The organism is Xylanibacter ruminicola, assembly GCF_900142525.1.
GTDB classification, from domain to species: Bacteria; Bacteroidota; Bacteroidia; order Bacteroidales; family Bacteroidaceae; genus Prevotella; species Prevotella ruminicola_A.
In genome coordinates this window covers 160,124-179,279 of the sequence record NZ_FRBD01000003.1, presented here as the reverse complement: position 1 = coordinate 179,279, position 19,156 = coordinate 160,124, and the positions used below count along the sequence as shown (strand labels likewise).

Here is a 19,156-nt window from a genome sequence, read left to right as displayed (position 1 = left end):
ATTAGTTATGGATAATCAATTAATAACCATTTGGCAGCCTATTGCCGATGGAACTGAAAGAATAGAGGATTGGTGGCAGAGAAATGGCAATTATATCCAGTCCATCACCCATGTTGATACAGATGAAGAGGTGATGGTTTTGAGTGCAAGTTTTTATAGATATGGAATGTTCCTATACAATGATGGCTATGCTCAACAGTCGTTAGAGTATATCGACAAAGCTCTTGATATCGTTGATAAAAACAAAGGTAAGCTATATGAAAATGAGTATAAGAATTCCATTGAAACAATCATGGAGAGTAAGTGTTCTGTTCTATATAAGCTAGAAAGGTATTGGGAGGCATATAAGATAATGAAAAAGTTGCACTCTATGAAGCCCCAAAAGGATGATTATAGAATCGGAATGAAGAATTTATTATCAGCAAGTATTTCCAAAATTGCTAATCCAGCTTACATCGTCCTAGCATGTATATGGGGAGCAATGTTGTTAGAACAATATGTGTTTGATACCAACTTTATTCCTTCTATTGTGTGGACAATAACTTGGGCTTGTTGGATTGTTTTGCTTATTATACAATTTGTAGTTCCTCCAGTTATATCTAAAATACAAAAATAAATGAAAATAGGAAATATCCTCTCGCTATTCCAGTCTGCAGAAGAAAAGAAAAATCTGAAATTACAGGAATACATGCAAAGCTACCATTATCAGCGCGGGGTAGAATTGCATAATCAGGGGCGTGATAGTGATGCTTTTGAAGAACTGAAGTTGGAATTAGATGAGCACCCTGAAAATGGCATGGCTCATCTTCAAATAGCAGATATACATCTTCAGCATAATGTTATTGGAACTGCTCTTAAGGCATCCAATAACGCACTTGAACATTTGAAGCCAACAGGTAATCCAGAGTATCTTTCACAAATTTATTATATACGTGGCCGGGTGTATCGTGCTCTTGAAGAAAAGGATAATTGGTATAATGATATTAAGAATTCTTTATATTATAAGTCCGATTTTGTTGATGCGCTTGGAGAATTAGGGGACTATTATTTCTATTCTGAGGATTATGATGCGTCTGATATTCAATATAACAAGATAATAGATCTTCAGCCCCATAATCCATTTGGATATATGGGACGTGGACGCAATGACCAAGGGAGAAATGAGCACAAAGCAGCTATTGCACATTTTGAAAGGGCTGCACAACTTGATTCTGATTATAGTGCAGCCTATTCTTTTAAAGCAGAAAGCTTATTAGCTCTTGGCAAGAAGTCAGAAGCAATCGATTCCATTATTGCAGCCTTTAGTATATACGAGCAAGACCCGAAGATAGGTAATATAATGGTGAATATTGCAAATACTGATTTTCAAGGGCTTAGTCTGAAAATTAAGGCAAAAGCAATTCAAAATCAAGACAATGATAGCTGGTACAGATTATTGGGATGGTTGTGCTCTGGGAATGGTGATTTTAAACAGGCCATTCTTGCTTATCGGAATGCTTATAAGATCAGTGCATCTCCTGAACTATATGATTATATAGCTTTCTGTTGGAGCAGAATTGGCGCATATGATAAAGCTATAGAAGAAGAAACTATGGCTTTGAGTAAAGCTCCACAGAATCTTGAATTTAAGGAAAAACTTTCGTCCTTTAAGGCAGAAATAGGCCAACTAAATGATGCTATCATAGAAACAACGGAAATAATAGAGCAACAACCAGATAACCAGCGCCTTTATTTTAATAGAGGCCGTTATTATTTTGAGCTTGGAGATTATGAGAATGCTATAAAGGATTTTGATTCTGCACTCTCGCTACAAGACAATAAGGCTTTGTCTCTTTTATATAAGGGTTGGGCTTTGTCTGAGAGTCACAACGAAGAGGAAGCTACTAAGATCTGGCAGACTATTGTTGAAAAGGAAGACATTTTGGAAGACACCCAATATGCTCTACCTTTAGCATTGTATTTTCTTGATTACAATGATGAAGCTGTAGCTAAATGTCATTCGTTAGTATATCAAGCAGATCAAGAAGCTAATCGTCAAATCAATGGTGATTTCTACTTGTATGCTGCGGCACTTTATTGCCGTACACAAATCATGGAGAAAGCTATGGAGTGCCTTAAAAAGAGCATTGAAGCCTGTAGCTGCCGTTTATGGTATATGGCAAATGGAAAATTATTGTCTCCATTGTCTGATTCCGAAGAGTTCATGGAGTTTATGAACGAATTGAAAGAACGGAAGGACAAGGAAAAGGAGGATATTGTGAATAGTATTGATAAACTATCAAACAATCAACGTAATATTATTAAGGCAGAGATTCCATTTGTTCGTGATGGCAAGATGTGCAAAGTTAAATGTGAAATAAATGGCTTGCCACTACACTTTATTTTTGACACAGGAGCATCTGATGTGACTATGTCATCTGTAGAAGCAACCTTTATGTTGAAGAATGGGTATCTGAATGAGTCCGATTTATCAGGGAAGCATTATTATCGGACTGCTGATGGAAGTATTGCTGAAGGCGTGAAGGTATGTTTGCGTAATGTTATGTTTGCAGGATTAACTCTGACAAATGTTAAGGCGGGTATTGTTACCAACCAGAGTGCCCCCCTTCTACTTGGTCAATCGGTATTGGAGCGCTTAGGTCGTATTGAAATCGATAATGACAATATGCTTATTAGAATTAATGGGTAACTATTGAACAATAATGAACAAGTGGTTAGTATTTCTGTTATTTCAGATTATATTTGTATGGGGTGCATATGGTGCACCTCGTATAGATATTGATACTACAAGACTAATACCCATAGATAATCGAACAATAATTGGGAAACTGGGAAACGGACTTACCTATTATATAAGACACAACAACTGGCCAGAGAATAGAGCATGTTTTTATCTAGTGCAAAAAGTTGGTAGTCTCCAAGAAGAGGAAAACCAACGTGGATTGGCTCATTTTTTGGAACACATGTGTTTTAATGGCACTCAACACTTTAAAGGGAACGACGTTGACAGATTTAGTAGAAGTTTAGGATTAAGTAAAGGCGAAATGAATGCCTATACTGGCTTTGAAGAGACTGTCTATAATATTGATGATGTGCCAACTAGTGTAGGTAAAGAAAAACTTGATAGTTGCTTAATAGTACTATATGATTGGGCTAATGCCCTTACTTTGGATTCTATCGAGATAGAAAAAGAGCGTGGCGTAGTCCATGAAGAATGGCGTAATGGACGTGATGCAATATCAAGAATTTATGAACGGCAGCTCCCAATATTATTCCCTGATTCACGGTACGGTAGCCGTTTACCGATTGGTTTGATGGATGTCGTAGATAATTTCAACCACCAAGAATTAAGAGACTACTATGAAAAATGGTATACTCCATCGTCTCAGTGTGTTGTAGTCGTCGGTGATGTTGATGTTAATTATATCGAAGAAAAAATAAAGGATTTATTTGGGACTATTGTTTCGAAGACATCTACAGGAGTCATTAATAAGGAAAAGGTAGAAGATCATCATGGCATAATTTATTCTATTGATAAAGATAAAGAGCTCCAAGACAATTCCGTTTTTATAATGTTTAAGCATCGAGCATATACTCCTGATGATAGAAAATATGTAGGCTACTTGCGCGATAATTTCAAAACCAATGCTGCAATTAGTATGCTAAACGAACGATATGAAGACCTCGCATTAGAAGACACTTGCAGTTATCTTTCGGCATCGGCTAGTGACGATGACTATTTTATGGCATCAACAAAAGCTGCTTTTGGATTATCTGCATCAACAAAAGATGGGATGCAGATGAAAGCCCTGACCGATATGCTTGTCGAATGTCGCAGAGCAGCGTTTTTTGGTTTCAACCAAGATGAGTATGATAGATTTCAGAAAGAAGAAATATCAAGCTATGACAATCTTCTAATGAAAGCTGATAAGAGAACGAATGTATCTCTTACCTCAGAATTATATGAAAATTATCTTCATGGCTATGAAATGTCTTCTATCGAAGATTATGTTAGCATTATGAAGGAAATTGTTCTGACAACCTCACTCCTGGAAATAAATCAGAGGATGAAAGAATTGTTGCCGGATAAAAATGATAATATGGTAATTGGTTGTTGGACGATAGATAAGGATAGTACTTGTTATCCAACACAAGAAGAACTATATCTGTCCTTGATGACAGGACGTAATGCCGTTATTACACCATATACTAATGATATGGCAGATGCAAAGCTATTGTCATCTGTGCCACCGAAAGGGAATATTATAAAGGAAGAATACTGCAATGCTCTTGATTATACTAAATTGACGTTAAGCAACGGAGCAAAGGTTCTGATAAAACATACAAATATTGAAAACAGCCAAGTTTTGTTTAAAGCATATGGTGATGGGGGATGGACAATGTATGGTCCTGAAGATGACACCAATATTATGATGGTTGGTCGTGTTACATTTGGGAATAATGGGCTTTCTGTTTCTCAATGTAACAAACTGTTAGCAGGGAAACGTGTAAATCTTAGTCATGATATTACCCAAAGGATGTTTACTTTTACAGGTAGTGCAAATCCCAATGATCTGGCCACATTGATGGAAATGATACACGCAGATTTCACAAATATAAGTGATGATCCAAAAGAGTACCAAAAAACAATAGAGGAATTACGCTTGTCAATTGTTAATAGCAAGTCTGATCCTGAAAGTGCTTTTTCTGATTCTGTATATGTAACTACAAAGGGACATCATCCAAGATACAAATTATTAACTGAAGATGCTTTACGGGCTGCTAATCTCGATCGTATTCACAAAATAATTGAAGAGCAAACTTCTTGCCCATCTAATTATACCTTCATATTTGTAGGGAATTATGACGAAAAGAGTATCCGGCCACTTGTAGAGCAATATCTTGCGTCTCTACCATTGAGGAAAACAGTTGAAAGAGGAAATTACATAAAGACCTGGTTACAAAAGGATACTTATTGCCACTTCAAGCGTAAAATGGATACACCCAAGTCTATGGTGTCTATGGAATGGTTTACTGAAGAACTACCATTTACACTTGAAAACAGGATGAAATCATGTATAATTAGCGAACTCCTAAATAGGTTATATGAGAAAACTATAAGGGAAGAGAATAGTTCTACTTATGATTGTAGTGCTGACTATTATCTAATTCGTGGTGAAAAAGATGATTGCCAGATAGGTTTTTCTGCAGATTGTTCAATGGAATCAGAAAAATGTGATTCAGTTTTGTTAATGATGAAGCAGGGATTTGCAGATCTTCCAGACAATATCACTCAGGAGATGTTTATTAGTGCCAAAGAAAGTATGTTAAAATCATGTGACGAACTGATAAGAATGAAAAATGGTTTTTGGCTCGATGCCATATGGCAAAAAGAACATAGAAATATCGATTTATATACAAATAGGCGAAAGACAATTGAGGCCATGACTTTAGATGAAGTTGTCTCTTACTTAAAAAAGATACAAGCAAATAGTCATTTCTGTGAAACTATAATGATAGGTGAACAGTATTAAAAAAGACATTAATAAGCGTAATAAAATCATTTTTTTACCTTTTTATTTGTTTTTTTGATTATAATGCGGTTATTTCGCATCATTTTTGGATTTTTTTTCGTATTTTTGCATCAAAACAAATAGATATAATTATGGCAAAGAATTCGACCCCTATCCCAGGACTAAGTTTCTCATGGAAGAGAGCTTTGGGTATATCACAAGCAAAACAAAAACTCGCACGCGAAACTGGAGTGCCAACATCTAAGGCAGGTCTTGAACGCAAGATAGGAAATATCATTTTAAAAGGACTATTTGGAAAAAAATGACAACTATTCTATATGTAATACTTAATATTTGAAGATTATGAAGCGCGTTTTTCCAGAATCAGAATTAATTATCAACGGAGATGGTTCATGTTTCCATCTTCACGTTCGTCCTGAACAATTAGCAGATCGTATAGTACTTGTTAGTGATCCCGCTTCCGTTGAATTGGTCGCAGGACACTTTGATTCAAAAGATTGTGAAGTAGAAAGTCGTGAGTTCCGCACTATCACTGGCACTTATAAGGGAAAGAGGATTACATGCTTGTCTTATGGTTTTGGCTCTGAAAACATGGACATAGTAATCAACGAACTCGATACGCTTGCTAATGTTGATTATCAAACTCGTGAAGAGAAAGACGAACATCGAGCACTGACAATGGTAAACATTGGAATTAGCGAAGGCGTACAATCACAAATTGCCCCAGGGACAATAGTAGCTTCGAAGAAGAACATTGGTCTTGATGGACTTCTTAACTTTTATGCTGGAAGAAATGAGGTTTGTGACTTACAACTTGAAAAATGCTTTATGGACTATATGAATTGGAATCCTATCAAGGGTACACCTTATGTTGTTACAACTGAGGAAGATCTTTTGAAACAGATTGCTCAAACTGACATTATGTGTGGTTATACTATATCCTGCATTGGTTTCTATGCTCCCCAGGGCCGCGGATTAAGACTAACTTCAGAGGATGAAAATTTCAAAGAGAAACTTGCTGCATTTGAGTACGGGGGGTACCATATTTGTAATATTGACATGGAATCGGCTTCGATAACCGGTCTCGCTTCATTGTTGGGACATAAAGCCATCTCGTGTTGCATTGTTGATGATGCAAAGCGTATTTCCAATTTAAGCGAAAACAGAGCTTTTAATTCCCTAATAAAATTGGTTTTGGATAGAATCTAATTTCTTTATCAACAGTGAAACAGGTCTATCTCATTCTTGCAGCCTTGATGCTGCTTTGCCTCGCTCCAATGCCATATGGCTATTACATGTTGGTACGATTTGTGGCGATGGTAGCATTTGGCTTGATGGCATATCAGTACTATACGAGACAGAAGGCTATAGCATCTGTCACGTTTGGAGTGCTAGCACTGCTGTTTCAGCCCATATACAAGATTGCATTAGGACGAGTGACATGGAATGTGATAGATGTTTTAGTGGCAGTACTGTTGATAGGATTGTTTATTCTAGAGAGACGACATTTGAAAAAGGTTACAGTTAGCTATCAGCAGTTTTCACCGCAAGAACAAGTACCATTTGAAGACAATGAGATAGTCTTTAAACTCAATGGTAAGTTGTCGCCCAAGGAACTTGTTTATGTGGCAAGTGAGGAAGACAAGGCTCTGACAGAACTCTTTGAGACACATCCTGAGGTGCTTGAAGGTTGGGGGCAGATGATAGGGTTCCAAATTATCTATCTACCGCTGCTCTTGAAAAAATTGAAGGACAAGCGTGTTCTGCGATATAGGGCTCCATATTTGAGTGACGCAGAATTGTCGGATGTGGCTGTTGGCAACGACTTTATGCTTCAGTATTTGGAGAATCCTTCTGATAGGAAGAAAATAAAGCAAGGATTTATCCGTACTGAGAACATTCACCGAGGGAGAGACGGCAAGGATAAGGCGACAAATCGTTTTTATCCCTTGTCGTCGACGAGTGGTGAACCATTGGCAGACCAACTTCACAGAATAGGGAAACAAATATCTGTCGAAAAAGGGAAGTACGACAGATATTTGGAAAACAAATCATCGGAAGCTAGTAGCTGGGATGATATTATTGAGCCACCTACAGATTTGGACTTTGACTCTGGGAGAGAGGATGAGACAACTGACGAACTGATTGAAGGGGTACGAGAGAGAATATCAAAGTTACGGCAAAGAGGTATAGCAGAGTATATATTAGAGCAGCTAATTCACCCTGACAACCGTTTAAGTCGGATGGTAATTACAAAGGACTTCCGCATCATTTTGCCTGACTATAATAATATGGAGATTAAAATGGAACCGCTGGTAAAGGCTGTATATCTGTTGTTCCTCAGGCATTCGGAAGGAATCGCATTCAAACAATTGCCTGACTATCGGGAGGAATTGACCATAATCTACAATAAATTAAAACCGTCGGGGCTAACCGATAGAGCCATACAAAGTATTGAGGACGTGACGAATCCCATGCTGAACTCTATTAATGAGAAATGCGCTCGAATACGTGCAGCCTTTTTGGGCGAGTTTGATGACTACATGGCAAGGAGCTACTATGTTGATGGACAGCGTGGAGAAACGAAAAAAATTTCTCTGCCAAGGAAACTGGTTGTGTGGGAGTGATTTTTGTTTCCACAAGGCTTGTGATAGTATTTCATTCTTTTTATTCAGAGGTTTTTCGTATTTTTGCATCAAAATAGTCGGATATGAATAAAACAAAGATGTTAGGTGCACTGGCGGGTGATATAATTGGTTCGGTGTATGAATTTTACAATACAAAATCAACAGATTTTGAGTTGTTCTGTAGAGCAAGTAACTTCACGGATGACTCAGTGATGACATTGGCTGTAGCAAAATGGTTATTGGAAGACGAAGCGCATACCATTCATTACTTGATATATTGTATGCAGGAACTTGGTGATCATCATCCCAATGCTGGTTACGGTGGGCGATTTGCAGGATGGCTATGTGAAGATAATCCACAACCTTATAATAGCTGGGGGAACGGGGCAGGAATGCGTGTAAGTCCTGTGGGACTATATGCAAAGACGCTTGATGAAGCTTTGGCCCTTGCCGCTCTAACCGCTTCCGTTAGCCACAACCATCCTGAGGGAGTAAAAGGAGCTCAGGCAATCGCTACGTGTGTGTTTCTTTGTAAGCAAGGAAAATCGAAGCAAGAAATTAAGGATTATGTGGAGAGGACTTTTGGTTACAACCTACATCGTACTATTGCTGAGATTCGTCCAGGATATGATTTTGACGTTTCCTGTCAGGGGAGTGCGCCAGAAGCAATCATTGCTTTCTTAGAAGGTAATTCGTTTGAGGAAGTGATTCGCTTAGCCATCTCTCTTGGTGGTGACTCTGATACTATTGGAGCTATGGCTGGAGCCATTGCTGCTTGCATGTATCCAATACCTGAAGTAATTGCGGAACGCTGCAATAATATATTGACAGAAGATCTGAGGGAAATACAAGACAGGTTCCTTAATTTAGTCAAAAGTAGACAGTGAAAAGAATAGCGCACTTGCTGATTTTCGTTTTGTCAGCTATTGTATTTACAATGTGTAAATCTGACAAAGACCGCGTTGAGATTAACACTCTATCGCCATGTGACCTTTCCTTCTTTGGTGACAGCACAGCAGTGTTTGTTGTCAAAGATCTCCAGAATGGATATCGAATATCCCTTATTCATAACAAGCAATTAGATTTAGTCCATTTTGAAAGAGGGGATTCGATTAGTCGGTATTGCGCAATTCATGAACTTCCTTTTGAACTTAGACAATATGAAGAAGATTCTATAGGTGTATTCTATGTGGACATAGATTTTCCTATTCTCCAATTAGACACGTTGGGAGGCTCTAAAGATGCTCCTGAAATGTTCTTCATGGATGTTAACTTTGATAGTGAAGAGGAATTCATTGTCATGCATGAAGGGTACAATCGTTATTATTATGCCTGTTTCGACTTGGTAAACGGCAATTTTAATGGAGCATGTCCAGGTATTCTTGAAGCCAACAACGAACCGCCTTATAACAATATCGTATCAGGTCTTGGCAAAGTCCAACCAGCATATACTGTGTTCGACCGCAAGAAGAAAGAGGTTTATATTTATGAAACGATGGGATGCTGTTCATACTATAAAACCTGGGCGAAGTATTTTGAAGGTGACAATTTCGGTAACGAAGCCAAAATAAAGGTCGTCAAGCAGGAAGAGCATGAATGGTGGGCTGATGGAAAAGAACATATTGCCACATATAAGTTGGTCAATGACTCATTAAAGCTTGTTGAGAATAGAATTGTAGAATGAAAAAGGAGAAGTGCTATGGTGTCATTCCCTGACATTCAATTAGAGATATGTGGAATTGATATTTGGTAAACTCTTGTTAAGGTGATAAGTCTATGATGAAAGTGATATTCCTTGATTTTGACGGTGTAATGGACACAGCATATTATGACCACGTGCTTGCCAAAGAAGGGAAACCAGGAAACGATGAATATGGCTGTGTGTTTGACCCTAATTGTATCAAGAATCTCAAGCACATAATTGATGAGACAGGCGCAGATATTGTAGTGTCATCATCATGGAAATACCTAATGAGTTATCAGGATTTCCTGAATATGTGGAAAGACAGAGGCTTACCAGGCTTTGTGACAGATGTTACTCCAGAACCTCCTAACAGACGTAATCGCGGCGATGAAATTGATGCTTGGATTGAAGAATGTCGCACAGAATGCCTGTATATCATTATCGATGACTTAGAGGCTAACAACTTTAATGAGCATCAGATCCCAAGACTGCTAATCGTAAATCCATTTGTAGGTCTTGATGAAGATATTGCAGAAAAGGCCATCGCCTTGCTTAATAGTCCAGAAAATCAGAGACTTTCCATGCAAAAGGAGAATTGCTTTGGTTGGCGAAGTGATAATTCTTGCCATGAGGACTTCTGCTTCTCAAACTCGAATGTGTAACAAACAAATGAGGAAGAATGAATAAAAGGATTGTATTGATAACTATAGCAGGAATGCTCATGACCAATCTGTCTTGCACAAATAAAACTAGTACCAAACAAGGTCAACAGCCAATAGAGACTGATAGCGTGGCTACTGATTCTGTTGTGGAATTAGAGCCGATGAGTCCGTATTGGTATGACAAAGACCAGACAGAGGTGTCTTTCTCGGAGAAGAAAGATACATTATACAGATTCCCAAGAATAAAGATGGGAGGAACATATTCTATCCCATATACAGTCAGGTATATACAAGAAAGAGCTTTCTTGGGTTGCAAAGAACTCGAAGAAGTGTATGTACCCAGATCCATTAATCATATAGAAATGGCAGCTTTCGAGAGTTGCCATAAGCTGGAATATGTATATCTGTATGCTTCCATTGACACCATTCCTTTTAGATGCTTTAATCATTATGACCATCTAAGGGAATTGCATTTGGGAAATCTAAAGCCTCCCTATATTGAGGAATTCAGCATGGATGGTGTTAATAAGGATTCATGTGTCCTTTATGTTCCCAAGGGTACCAAAGGGTTATATAGGAAGAGTGAAGGTTGGAAAAACTTCAAGGCAATAGAAGAGGAAAACGGTTACATGTCTGTCTATAAGAAATCGCTGGGCAGTGGACTGTATCGTGATTTCTTCATTACTCGTGGAGAAAGCTGTTATCGGTTTATGGTATATGATTCTTCCAAGGACAAGTACTATGACATCGACTTTAATGCAGATGTTTATCTGAATGACGGGGCAGCTGGACTATCTGGATTTGCAAGCCCTGATGGAAGATTTGTCTATGTGGTTGGTGATATTCTAGCCAATAGTACCGGATGGATAAGTACGCTTATCATCTATCAAGTAGATACAAAGACGCTTAAAGCCAAACTTGTGAACGGGGTTGCTGCATGGAGATTAGAAAAAGATGGCTTCACGGTTGCTTCAGAAACAAGATGCACTACTCCTGAGGCAGAATGTTCGGCAGAAATGGACTTTGCTTTTGAAGACATCACTTATGGCTTCGACGGGAAAGTTAAGCATAAAAGCAAGGAATATCCATCGAAGGAAATAGAACTCCGATATGGCAAGAATACTAATGTCGTTAAAGGCCTGGGGGTGATTAGACATTCATTTTACGATTAAAATAATGGGTATGAAAAGTATATTTTTGATAGGTGCGATTTGTTTTGTAATCACTTCATGTGGAGCTCGTAAGGCATCAAGCGATAATGCTGAAAGAGATAGCATTGTTGTACAAGAACAGAAATACAGCAATGTGCAATCAGAGACTCTATTTGATGGAGATCCAAATGTATCGGGAAGCACCGAACATATTGGAGCCATTATGAAGAGCATTGCAAGTGGCGATACCAAGACACTGGCCGCATTAGCCATTTATCCTATTGAAAGAAGGTATCCTCTGCATAATATAGTCAGTCCCTCCGACATGGTTAAGAGATTTGACCTAATTTTCGATCAAAAGTTCAGAGACAGGATGAAATCATCAAGGGCCTCAGACTGGCATAGCTATGGATGGAGAGGCTACAGCTATGGAGAGGACAATGCCTTGTGGGTCTATGATTCACTGACTATCATCAATTATTATTCTGCACAAGAAAAAGCACTATATGACCAACTGGTTAAGAAAGAGATGGCAAGTCTACATGAATCATTAAGAGGAAACGGTTGGTATCCATTCTGTTGCTATAAGAACTTAACAGATGGCTCAATCGTGCGTGTAGATATTAGAGCGAGGGGAACTATGGAGGAGAATAACTTCCATAAAGATGGGGTCGCCTTGGCTTATCCGCAACTTCAGGCATTCAAGATAAGAGGTGACGAAGAGTTTAGACTGTCAGTTTACCCTAAAGGATATAAGCTAAACGAAAAGCCCCAAATATCATCAACAGGATATGTTGATATAGGTGGTTCTGCAAATATGATGGATTATGTTTTCAAGAATGGAAACATAGAAATAGAGTTTGGGGATTCGTTTTATGAGGATGGAAAGCAATTAATGATGATAAAGAAGGAGGGGAAAGAGACCCAGTATGAAATAGAATCGTGCTATTGGTTGGATTTGATCAATAGATAGGGAAGCCATTTCGACGATTGTAAATAGCTTATAACGGGACGAGGCCTAACAAAAGGTTCGTCCCGCGAGGGTCTCAGAAGTAGGTATCCCTAATAAACAGAACTATTTCACCTCATTCACCAATTCCTTGCCCTCGCTGAAGTCGAGGATGTTCTGGAGGGTAGTGAGGGCGATGTTATGCACGGCCTCGCGGGTGAAGAATGCCTGGTGGGAGGTGACGATGACGTTGGGCATCATCAGGAGTAGGGCCAGCTTGTCGTCGTCAATCATCTTGTCGGAGCGGTCCTCGTAGAAGTAGTTGGCTTCCTCTTCGTACACGTCGAGGGCGGCAGAGCCTACCTGATGGGAGCGCAGGCCGTCGATAAGGTCGGCAGTCTTGATGAGCTTGCCACGACCGGTATTGATAATCATCACACCGTACTTCATCTTCGTAATGGAGTCGCTGTTTATGATGAACTGCGTCTCCTTGGTCAGCGGACAGTGCAGCGAGATGATGTCCGACTGCTCATAGAGTTCATCGAGCGACACGATCTTTACCTGATGCTCCTTGGCAAAGGCTTCATCTGGATAGAGGTCGTAGGCCAGCACGTTCATGCCGAAGCCACGCAGGATCTTCACCAGTTCCTTGGCAATCTTTCCCATGCCGATGAGTCCTACGGTCTTGCCGTACATATCGAAACCCAACAATCCACCCAAGCGGAAGTTGCCTTCACGGGTGCGATAGACAGAGCGATACACCTTGCGGTTCAGGGCCAGCATCAGCGTGACGGCATACTCGGCCACAGCATGAGGCGAATAGGCTGGTACACGGACTACGCGGATGCCGAACTGCTTGGCAGCTTGTACGTCCACATTGTTGAAACCGGCACAGCGCAGGGCTATCAGCTTCACGCCATAGCCTGCCATGCGTTCAATGACACGAGCGTCACACTCTGCATTGACGAAGATGCACACGGCGTCAGCCCCCTGAGTCAGCGAAACGGTGTTCAGGCTGAGACGCTCTTTGTAGTACTGAATGTCGAAACCGAAGTTCTCATTCACCTTGGCGAAGTTCTCGCGATCGTAGCTCTTCGCATCGAAAAACGCTATTCTTATTGCCATAATCTTAAATGATGTTGTATTAACTGAGCAAATTTACGCATTTTGGGCGAGATTTATTAATTTTGCACCTGTTATTTATGATAGTTTATGAACTTATGAACTTTTTGGAACTTGTTAAGAACAGATACAGTTGCAGGGCCTATCAGTCCCTCGACGTGGAGAAAGAGAAGTTGGACTACATCCTGGAGTGTGTTCGTTTTGCACCTTCAGCAGTCAATAAACAGCCTTGGCGATTCCACATTGTCAATGGTGAGGACGATAAGGCGAAGCTGCAGCAATGCTATAACCGTGACTGGTTCAAGACGGCTCCAATGTATATCGTTGCCTCCATTCTGCATGATGAAGAGTGGGTGAGGGCAGACGGTAAGCATCATGGCGATATCGATATTGCCATTGCGGTTGAACACCTCTGTCTGGCAGCTACTGAGCAGGGATTGGCTACCTGTTGGGTATGTAATTTCGATTCTGTTATGTGTAAGGAACTGTTCGCGCTGCCCGAAAACGAGGAACCAGCAGTGATTATTCCCTTGGGTTATGCTGCTGACGAAGTGAAGCCAAAGAATCGCAAGGGCATCGATGATATTGTGAAGTGAAAGTATGAGACCATTATCGACACGAACAGCAGGCTTCACTGATTCCGTCATACGACGGATGACCCGCATATCCAATAAGTATGGTGCCATCAATCTCTCGCAGGGATTCCCCGACTTTGACCCGCCAAAGGAAATAACTAACCGGTTGGTAGAGATAGCCAATGTCGGCCCGCATCAGTATGCGATTACCTGGGGAGCACAGAACTTCCGTGAGGCATTGGCTAAGAAACAGAGCCATTGGACCGGACTGCCGATTGATGCGGATAAGAATATCGTCGTGACCTGCGGTTCTACCGAAGCGATGATGGCAGCGATGATGACTGTGGTGAATCCTGGCGATAAGGTGGCCATCTTCTCACCGTTCTATGAGAACTATACCGCTGATACCATCCTGACGGGAGCGGAACCAGTCTATATCCCGCTTGTACCGCCAACTTTTTCCTTTGATGCCAACCTGCTGGAGGATGCATTCAGGAATGGGGCAAAGGCTCTTGTTCTATGCAATCCATCGAATCCCTGTGGCAAGGTGTTTACCCGTGAGGAACTCCAGACGATAGCAGATATTGTCATCAAGTATGACGGCTATGTCATCACCGATGAGGTGTATGAGCACATCGTCTATGCACCCCATCAGCATGTCTATATCTCCACCTTGCCTGGCATGTGGGAGCGTACCATTTCCTGTAGTTCGCTGTCCAAGACCTACAGCATCACAGGCTGGCGGCTGGGCTATGTCATAGCCCCAGAACTCATCATCGAACGGGTGAAGAAAGTACATGACTTCCTGACTGTCGGCGCTGCTGCTCCTTTAATGGAAGCTGCCACTGTTGGACTCTGTTTTCCAGATAGTTATTATGATGAGTTAAAGCAACACTATAGACACATGAAACGGCTTTTTTGCGACAGGCTGCATCAGTTTGGTCTGACATTCACAGACCCGCAGGGAGCCTACTACGTGTTACTCGATGTGTCGAAATATGGGGTAAAGGATGACCTGCATTTCTGCGAGTGGTTGGCTGAGCATGTCGGAGTAGGTGCTGTCCCGGGCAGTTGTTTCTTCCGCGAGGATGTGCATCACCTAATCCGTTTCCATTTTGCCAAGCGCGACGAAACGCTGAATGCCGCCCTTGACCGATTGTCGGAACTTGACAGTAAGGCGAAACGCTATCAGCCATAATTAGGCACCATTCTGAAGCTCACATTACTTCTTAAACTCCTGCTGCACTTCGATGATGAGCTGGTCTACATCGGCCTTGACGCGGTTGTAGTTCATGTATAGGATGCGCTCGCGGGCATCGACGGATTTGAAATCGTAGGCAATGGGGAGAGGGTAGTTCTTGTAATCCTCTTCCTCTGCCTTGATTTCTGCCATATTGAAGTTGGTCTTGCAATAGAACTTCGAGGTCTGGAACTCCTCTGACTTCTGAATGTTCATCGAGCCATGACGGCCGGTCTTGGTGGGGGTGAAGTCGCGGGCTACCTGTCCGCAAATCCAGCCAGAGGGCATATCCGAGATTTTAGAGGCAGGCACCATCGAGTCCATGTTCTCGTTGAGATTGATGCTGGTGCGGTCGCGATCAATGGTGACACCTTTCTTCAGCTGAACTGTCTTGCCGAAGATGTCGTTGGAGAGCCACTCCAGCGTCTCTTTGGAACGGGCAGAGCCGGACACGACATTACCGATGGTGGTGATAATCTTCTGCATACCCACCTTGCCGTAGTCGGCTTCCAGCTGTGGCAGTTCCTGGAATCCGAGGATGACTGCCACCTTGTTGCTTCGTGCCGTACCAATCAGACGGTCAATCTTGTGGAAATAGAGCGTTGGCACCTCGTCCACACAGATGTCAACGGGGATGTTCTTGCCCTGTCCACTGTTCACTCGCGTCACCAGACGGTTCAGAATCATAGCATTCAGGGCACCCACAATCTGTTCCTTCTCCGGGTCGTTGGCAATCAGCAGGTACGACGGACTCTTGGGGTCGCTCACCTTCAGGTCGAAGTCATCACCATCCTTGTGGAATATCCAGTAAGCCTCCTTGGTGGCCAGCTTCGAGGTCTGCACTCGGAGCGTACCAATCATACCTTCCAACTGTTCCATAGCTTTTCCGTCGAGGGCCGACTTGAAAGGCGCAATTAACGGGAATATCTCAGGGTCGGTCTGCAGAATCTCGAACATGGTCTTATAGTCGATGTTCAGGAACGAGAGCACATGCGGCATATCGCTGTACTTGCCCAGCCAATAGGCAGGCGTCACCACCTTGCCGTTATGGTCGAACACACGGCCAGTCAGTTTCTTGTGGTGCGTCTCTTTGTCCTCCGTGTATTCCGGCACCAACTCGTGGCCGTCCTTGTCGTAGGGCAGACGCTTGTAGTTTACAAAGAAATAGATACAGGCCGCGAGGAAGTTCACGGCAGAAGTCTTGAAGAACTGATCAGAGCCACCGCCACCCTCGTTCTTACCTTTGTTCAGAGAGTCAACCAGCGTCTCAGCCGTCTCCTGAGCAGCCGCCAGCGAGTCGATATACTTGTGCTGAATAGGGTTCACCCGTCGCGAATACTCCACATTCACGAAGTTGATGATGTTGAACTGACAGCCTGCAGGCGTCCTGCCTTTCGCCTTGTTGATGCGGTAGTGATAGTAGAGCTTCTGGGCGAGGGTAGGGAACTTGTAGTCGTAAACCACCATTGAGAAACCCTTGGCCGAGTGCTGACGGATGAACGGCTCGATGACCGAGAAGGTCTTACCAGATCCAGGCGTACCCACGACGAAAGTGCCACGGAAGGGGTTGTTGATGTTAATCCACCCGTGACGGAACTTGCCGTGATAGTAATATCGCATGGGAATATTCACCCCATATTTCGTGTCGATCCGCTTCTCATTTTGCTCGAAGCTTTCGTTCTCGAAATTGAATCGGTCCTTCATCAGACCCTCCTTCAGATACTTCGAAACGTTGTCGAGAGCCACATGGATGCACACCGTGCCTACGATGGAAGCAATCATGTAAAGCCATATATTTACAGGAAACCATAATAACCTATAATCCAGTATATTAGTATAATAAAGCCAAACCGATACTATAACCAAAATAAGCCCGATAGAGATAGGCCAAAACACCATCTTGCGGGCATCAAACTCTATCTGTTTTTTGTTGCGTGTACCGATGCAAGTGATGATGACCAGCAACAATGTGGCCACCTTGCTGTAGGCCAGATGTCCCGGCTGATAAATCGTCCATCGTCCCATTCGCTCATGGATGTCTGTCAGGACTCCGGCGAACGAATCGAGCAAGTCGGGGTTGCATGCATACTCGAAAAACTCAATGACCAGCGAGACGTAAATAACGACTCGGAATATGCTGTATATACTCTGTATTTCTTTCGACTCTTCCATTATCTTACGGATTTGGCGTTGTTCCACCACTGGCGGCGACAACGGGTAATGATATCATGTTTGGTGGCCGGATTCAGGTAATAGGCCCGGTCCATCAGCTCGTTCCATACGTCCAGAAACGACGTGTAACGGAGCGTGAGGGTAAGCTGGCGCAGCTGTTTGTTGATGGTGCGCAGCTTGGGACGGATGCTTGAAATCACCTTGTTTTTCTCTTCTTCCGTCATCTTACTCTTCTCGAAACACACCTTGCGAATATCCATGATGACATCGAGCGTGGTGCGCACAATGTTGCGATAAACCACATTCCTGCGGGTCGAGAACGCCACGGCCAAGGCATTCGACGGACTGTCCGACAATACTTCGCCCAAGGCCTTTACATTCTTTGAGGTTTGCGTCACCTCATAGTAAATGCCATAGATCTCAGCAGCGATAGACAGCACGTCATGGAACTTATCCAGGTAGTCGTTGAACTCCCGCTGAAAGTCCGTCGTTGCTTCCACCTCCTCCTTGATCCAGGCATGGCCGGTCGTCATCAGCAGCTGTGCCTTCTCTTGCGACTTAAGCGCCTTTTTGGCCTGGTCAGAGGCCAACTCTATGGCCGCCACACGCCCAGGGTCTATCCCTGCAAAAGCGGGTTTTGTGGATAAAAGTAATACTATAATAAAAAGAATGAAATATCTGAAAACCATATATATAACTATTCACTTAATATTCTACTCACGTTGCTTGCCCTTCGCCAGCGTTCGTAGGCATCAGCGGCTATCTCGCCATGGCTCTTGTCAACCATTCCTGCCGTATATTGGTTCCATACATCGGTGAAGTTATGGTAGGCAATACTGATGGCGAGGGTACGCAGTTTGGCGTTCAGTCGGGCCAGCTCGTCGGCCAGTTGCCAGAGCATTTCCGTCCGTTCTGCACCCGTCAGCATGTTGTCTGTACCACCCTTGGCCACCGACACCTTTAACAGGCGGTAGGTCTTGATAAATTCACTTGCTGTCTCCAGATAGAGGTCGTTCATGGCCAGTGTGGCACCGATACCCGCCGGATTGGCATTGACAGCCCGTTGTATCTCATACAGGTGCTGTAGGGTCTGAACGCCATCGGCATAGAGTGTCGTACCAGCTTTCAGGGCTTCCGCATAACCGCGAGCCGTCTTCAGATAGGCGTTATATTTACCTTCCCACTGCTTCATCTTCGTGAACTCAGCTGCAATAGTTCCCTGAAATGCTGCCGTTTTCTGCATCCCTTTCGTCTGACTGTTGATGGCACTGTTCAGCATGTACGTACCCTCGGCAATAGCGGCATATTGCAACGGATTAGCCTCTCCAACCTGTGCCAAACTACTGGCAGGCATGCCCATCAGGACAGCCATAGCCAGTAGTCTGCATTGCTTCTTAATTATTAAAGAATAATTCATCGTATTTATTAAAGATAAATTAT

At 42.4% G+C, this 19,156-nt stretch carries 17 protein-coding genes; 13 read left to right on the top strand and 4 right to left on the bottom strand.

The window, feature by feature from the left end; all coding sequences use genetic code 11:
* The first annotated feature begins 7 nt into the window (after positions 1 to 7).
* The 11 genes from BUB86_RS03060 (at position 8) to BUB86_RS03015 (ending at position 12,631) form a co-directional block, all read left to right on the top strand.
* Positions 8 to 616, top strand: coding sequence for a hypothetical protein (locus tag BUB86_RS03060; RefSeq protein WP_073205182.1), 609 nt, complete (start codon positions 8 to 10; stop codon positions 614 to 616).
* On the top strand, positions 617 to 2,689 hold the full coding sequence (locus tag BUB86_RS03055) for a tetratricopeptide repeat protein (RefSeq protein WP_073205179.1): 2,073 nt from the start codon (positions 617 to 619) through the stop codon (positions 2,687 to 2,689).
* 13 nt (positions 2,690 to 2,702) lie between these two features.
* Entirely contained in the window at positions 2,703 to 5,534 is a 2,832-nt protein-coding gene (locus tag BUB86_RS03050; protein WP_073205176.1) for a M16 family metallopeptidase, read from the top strand.
* A gap of 131 nt (positions 5,535 to 5,665) precedes the next feature.
* Positions 5,666 to 5,839: a hypothetical protein gene (locus tag BUB86_RS17495; protein WP_175549392.1), complete on the top strand. Its 174-nt coding sequence runs from the start codon at positions 5,666 to 5,668 to the stop codon at positions 5,837 to 5,839.
* Positions 5,840 to 5,876: 37 nt separating this feature from the next.
* Complete coding sequence (locus BUB86_RS03045) at positions 5,877 to 6,743, top strand: nucleoside phosphorylase (RefSeq protein ID WP_073205173.1); 867 nt, start codon at positions 5,877 to 5,879, stop codon at positions 6,741 to 6,743.
* Between the two features lie 14 nt (positions 6,744 to 6,757).
* Entirely contained in the window at positions 6,758 to 8,161 is a 1,404-nt protein-coding gene (locus BUB86_RS17825) for a DUF6804 family protein (RefSeq protein ID WP_317041752.1), read from the top strand.
* A gap of 83 nt (positions 8,162 to 8,244) precedes the next feature.
* On the top strand, positions 8,245 to 9,048 hold the full coding sequence (locus tag BUB86_RS03035) for an ADP-ribosylglycohydrolase family protein (RefSeq protein ID WP_254795079.1): 804 nt from the start codon (positions 8,245 to 8,247) through the stop codon (positions 9,046 to 9,048).
* Positions 9,045 to 9,845 (top strand): hypothetical protein, encoded by an 801-nt coding sequence (locus BUB86_RS03030; RefSeq protein ID WP_139261349.1) that lies wholly within the window; start codon positions 9,045 to 9,047, stop codon positions 9,843 to 9,845. Before BUB86_RS03035 ends, BUB86_RS03030 begins: the two co-directional genes overlap by 4 nt.
* A gap of 92 nt (positions 9,846 to 9,937) precedes the next feature.
* Positions 9,938 to 10,507 (top strand): HAD domain-containing protein, encoded by a 570-nt coding sequence (locus tag BUB86_RS03025; protein WP_073205162.1) that lies wholly within the window; start codon positions 9,938 to 9,940, stop codon positions 10,505 to 10,507.
* Between the two features lie 17 nt (positions 10,508 to 10,524).
* Entirely contained in the window at positions 10,525 to 11,679 is a 1,155-nt protein-coding gene (locus BUB86_RS03020) for a leucine-rich repeat protein (protein WP_073205158.1), read from the top strand.
* 10 nt (positions 11,680 to 11,689) lie between these two features.
* The gene (locus BUB86_RS03015) at positions 11,690 to 12,631 is read left to right on the top strand and encodes a hypothetical protein (RefSeq protein ID WP_139261347.1); all 942 of its coding nucleotides are present in this window, start codon (positions 11,690 to 11,692) and stop codon (positions 12,629 to 12,631) included.
* Positions 12,632 to 12,733: 102 nt separating this feature from the next.
* Here BUB86_RS03015 and BUB86_RS03010 read toward each other — a convergent pair whose 3' ends face one another.
* Entirely contained in the window at positions 12,734 to 13,732 is a 999-nt protein-coding gene (locus BUB86_RS03010) for a 2-hydroxyacid dehydrogenase (RefSeq protein WP_073205150.1), read from the bottom strand.
* Between the two features lie 95 nt (positions 13,733 to 13,827).
* On the opposite strand from BUB86_RS03010, the gene BUB86_RS03005 reads away from it, so the two are divergent.
* Together BUB86_RS03005 and BUB86_RS03000 are read left to right on the top strand one after the other, a co-directional pair.
* Positions 13,828 to 14,325: a nitroreductase family protein gene (locus BUB86_RS03005; protein ID WP_073205455.1), complete on the top strand. Its 498-nt coding sequence runs from the start codon at positions 13,828 to 13,830 to the stop codon at positions 14,323 to 14,325.
* A 4-nt stretch (positions 14,326 to 14,329) separates the two neighbouring features.
* Entirely contained in the window at positions 14,330 to 15,502 is a 1,173-nt protein-coding gene (locus BUB86_RS03000) for a pyridoxal phosphate-dependent aminotransferase (protein ID WP_073205146.1), read from the top strand.
* Positions 15,503 to 15,526: 24 nt separating this feature from the next.
* Here the strand turns inward: BUB86_RS03000 and BUB86_RS02995 are convergent, their stop codons facing one another.
* The 3 genes from BUB86_RS02995 to BUB86_RS02985 form a co-directional block, all read right to left on the bottom strand.
* A complete protein-coding gene (locus BUB86_RS02995; protein ID WP_073205143.1) occupies positions 15,527 to 17,716 on the bottom strand; it encodes a type IV secretory system conjugative DNA transfer family protein in 2,190 nt (729 codons plus the stop codon).
* Positions 17,716 to 18,321, bottom strand: coding sequence for a hypothetical protein (locus BUB86_RS02990; RefSeq protein ID WP_081373059.1), 606 nt, complete (start codon positions 18,319 to 18,321; stop codon positions 17,716 to 17,718). Before BUB86_RS02990 ends, BUB86_RS02995 begins: the two co-directional genes overlap by 1 nt.
* 92 nt (positions 18,322 to 18,413) lie before the next feature.
* Complete coding sequence (locus BUB86_RS02985) at positions 18,414 to 19,133, bottom strand: hypothetical protein (RefSeq protein WP_073205136.1); 720 nt, start codon at positions 19,131 to 19,133, stop codon at positions 18,414 to 18,416.
* Positions 19,134 to 19,156: the final 23 nt, after the last annotated feature.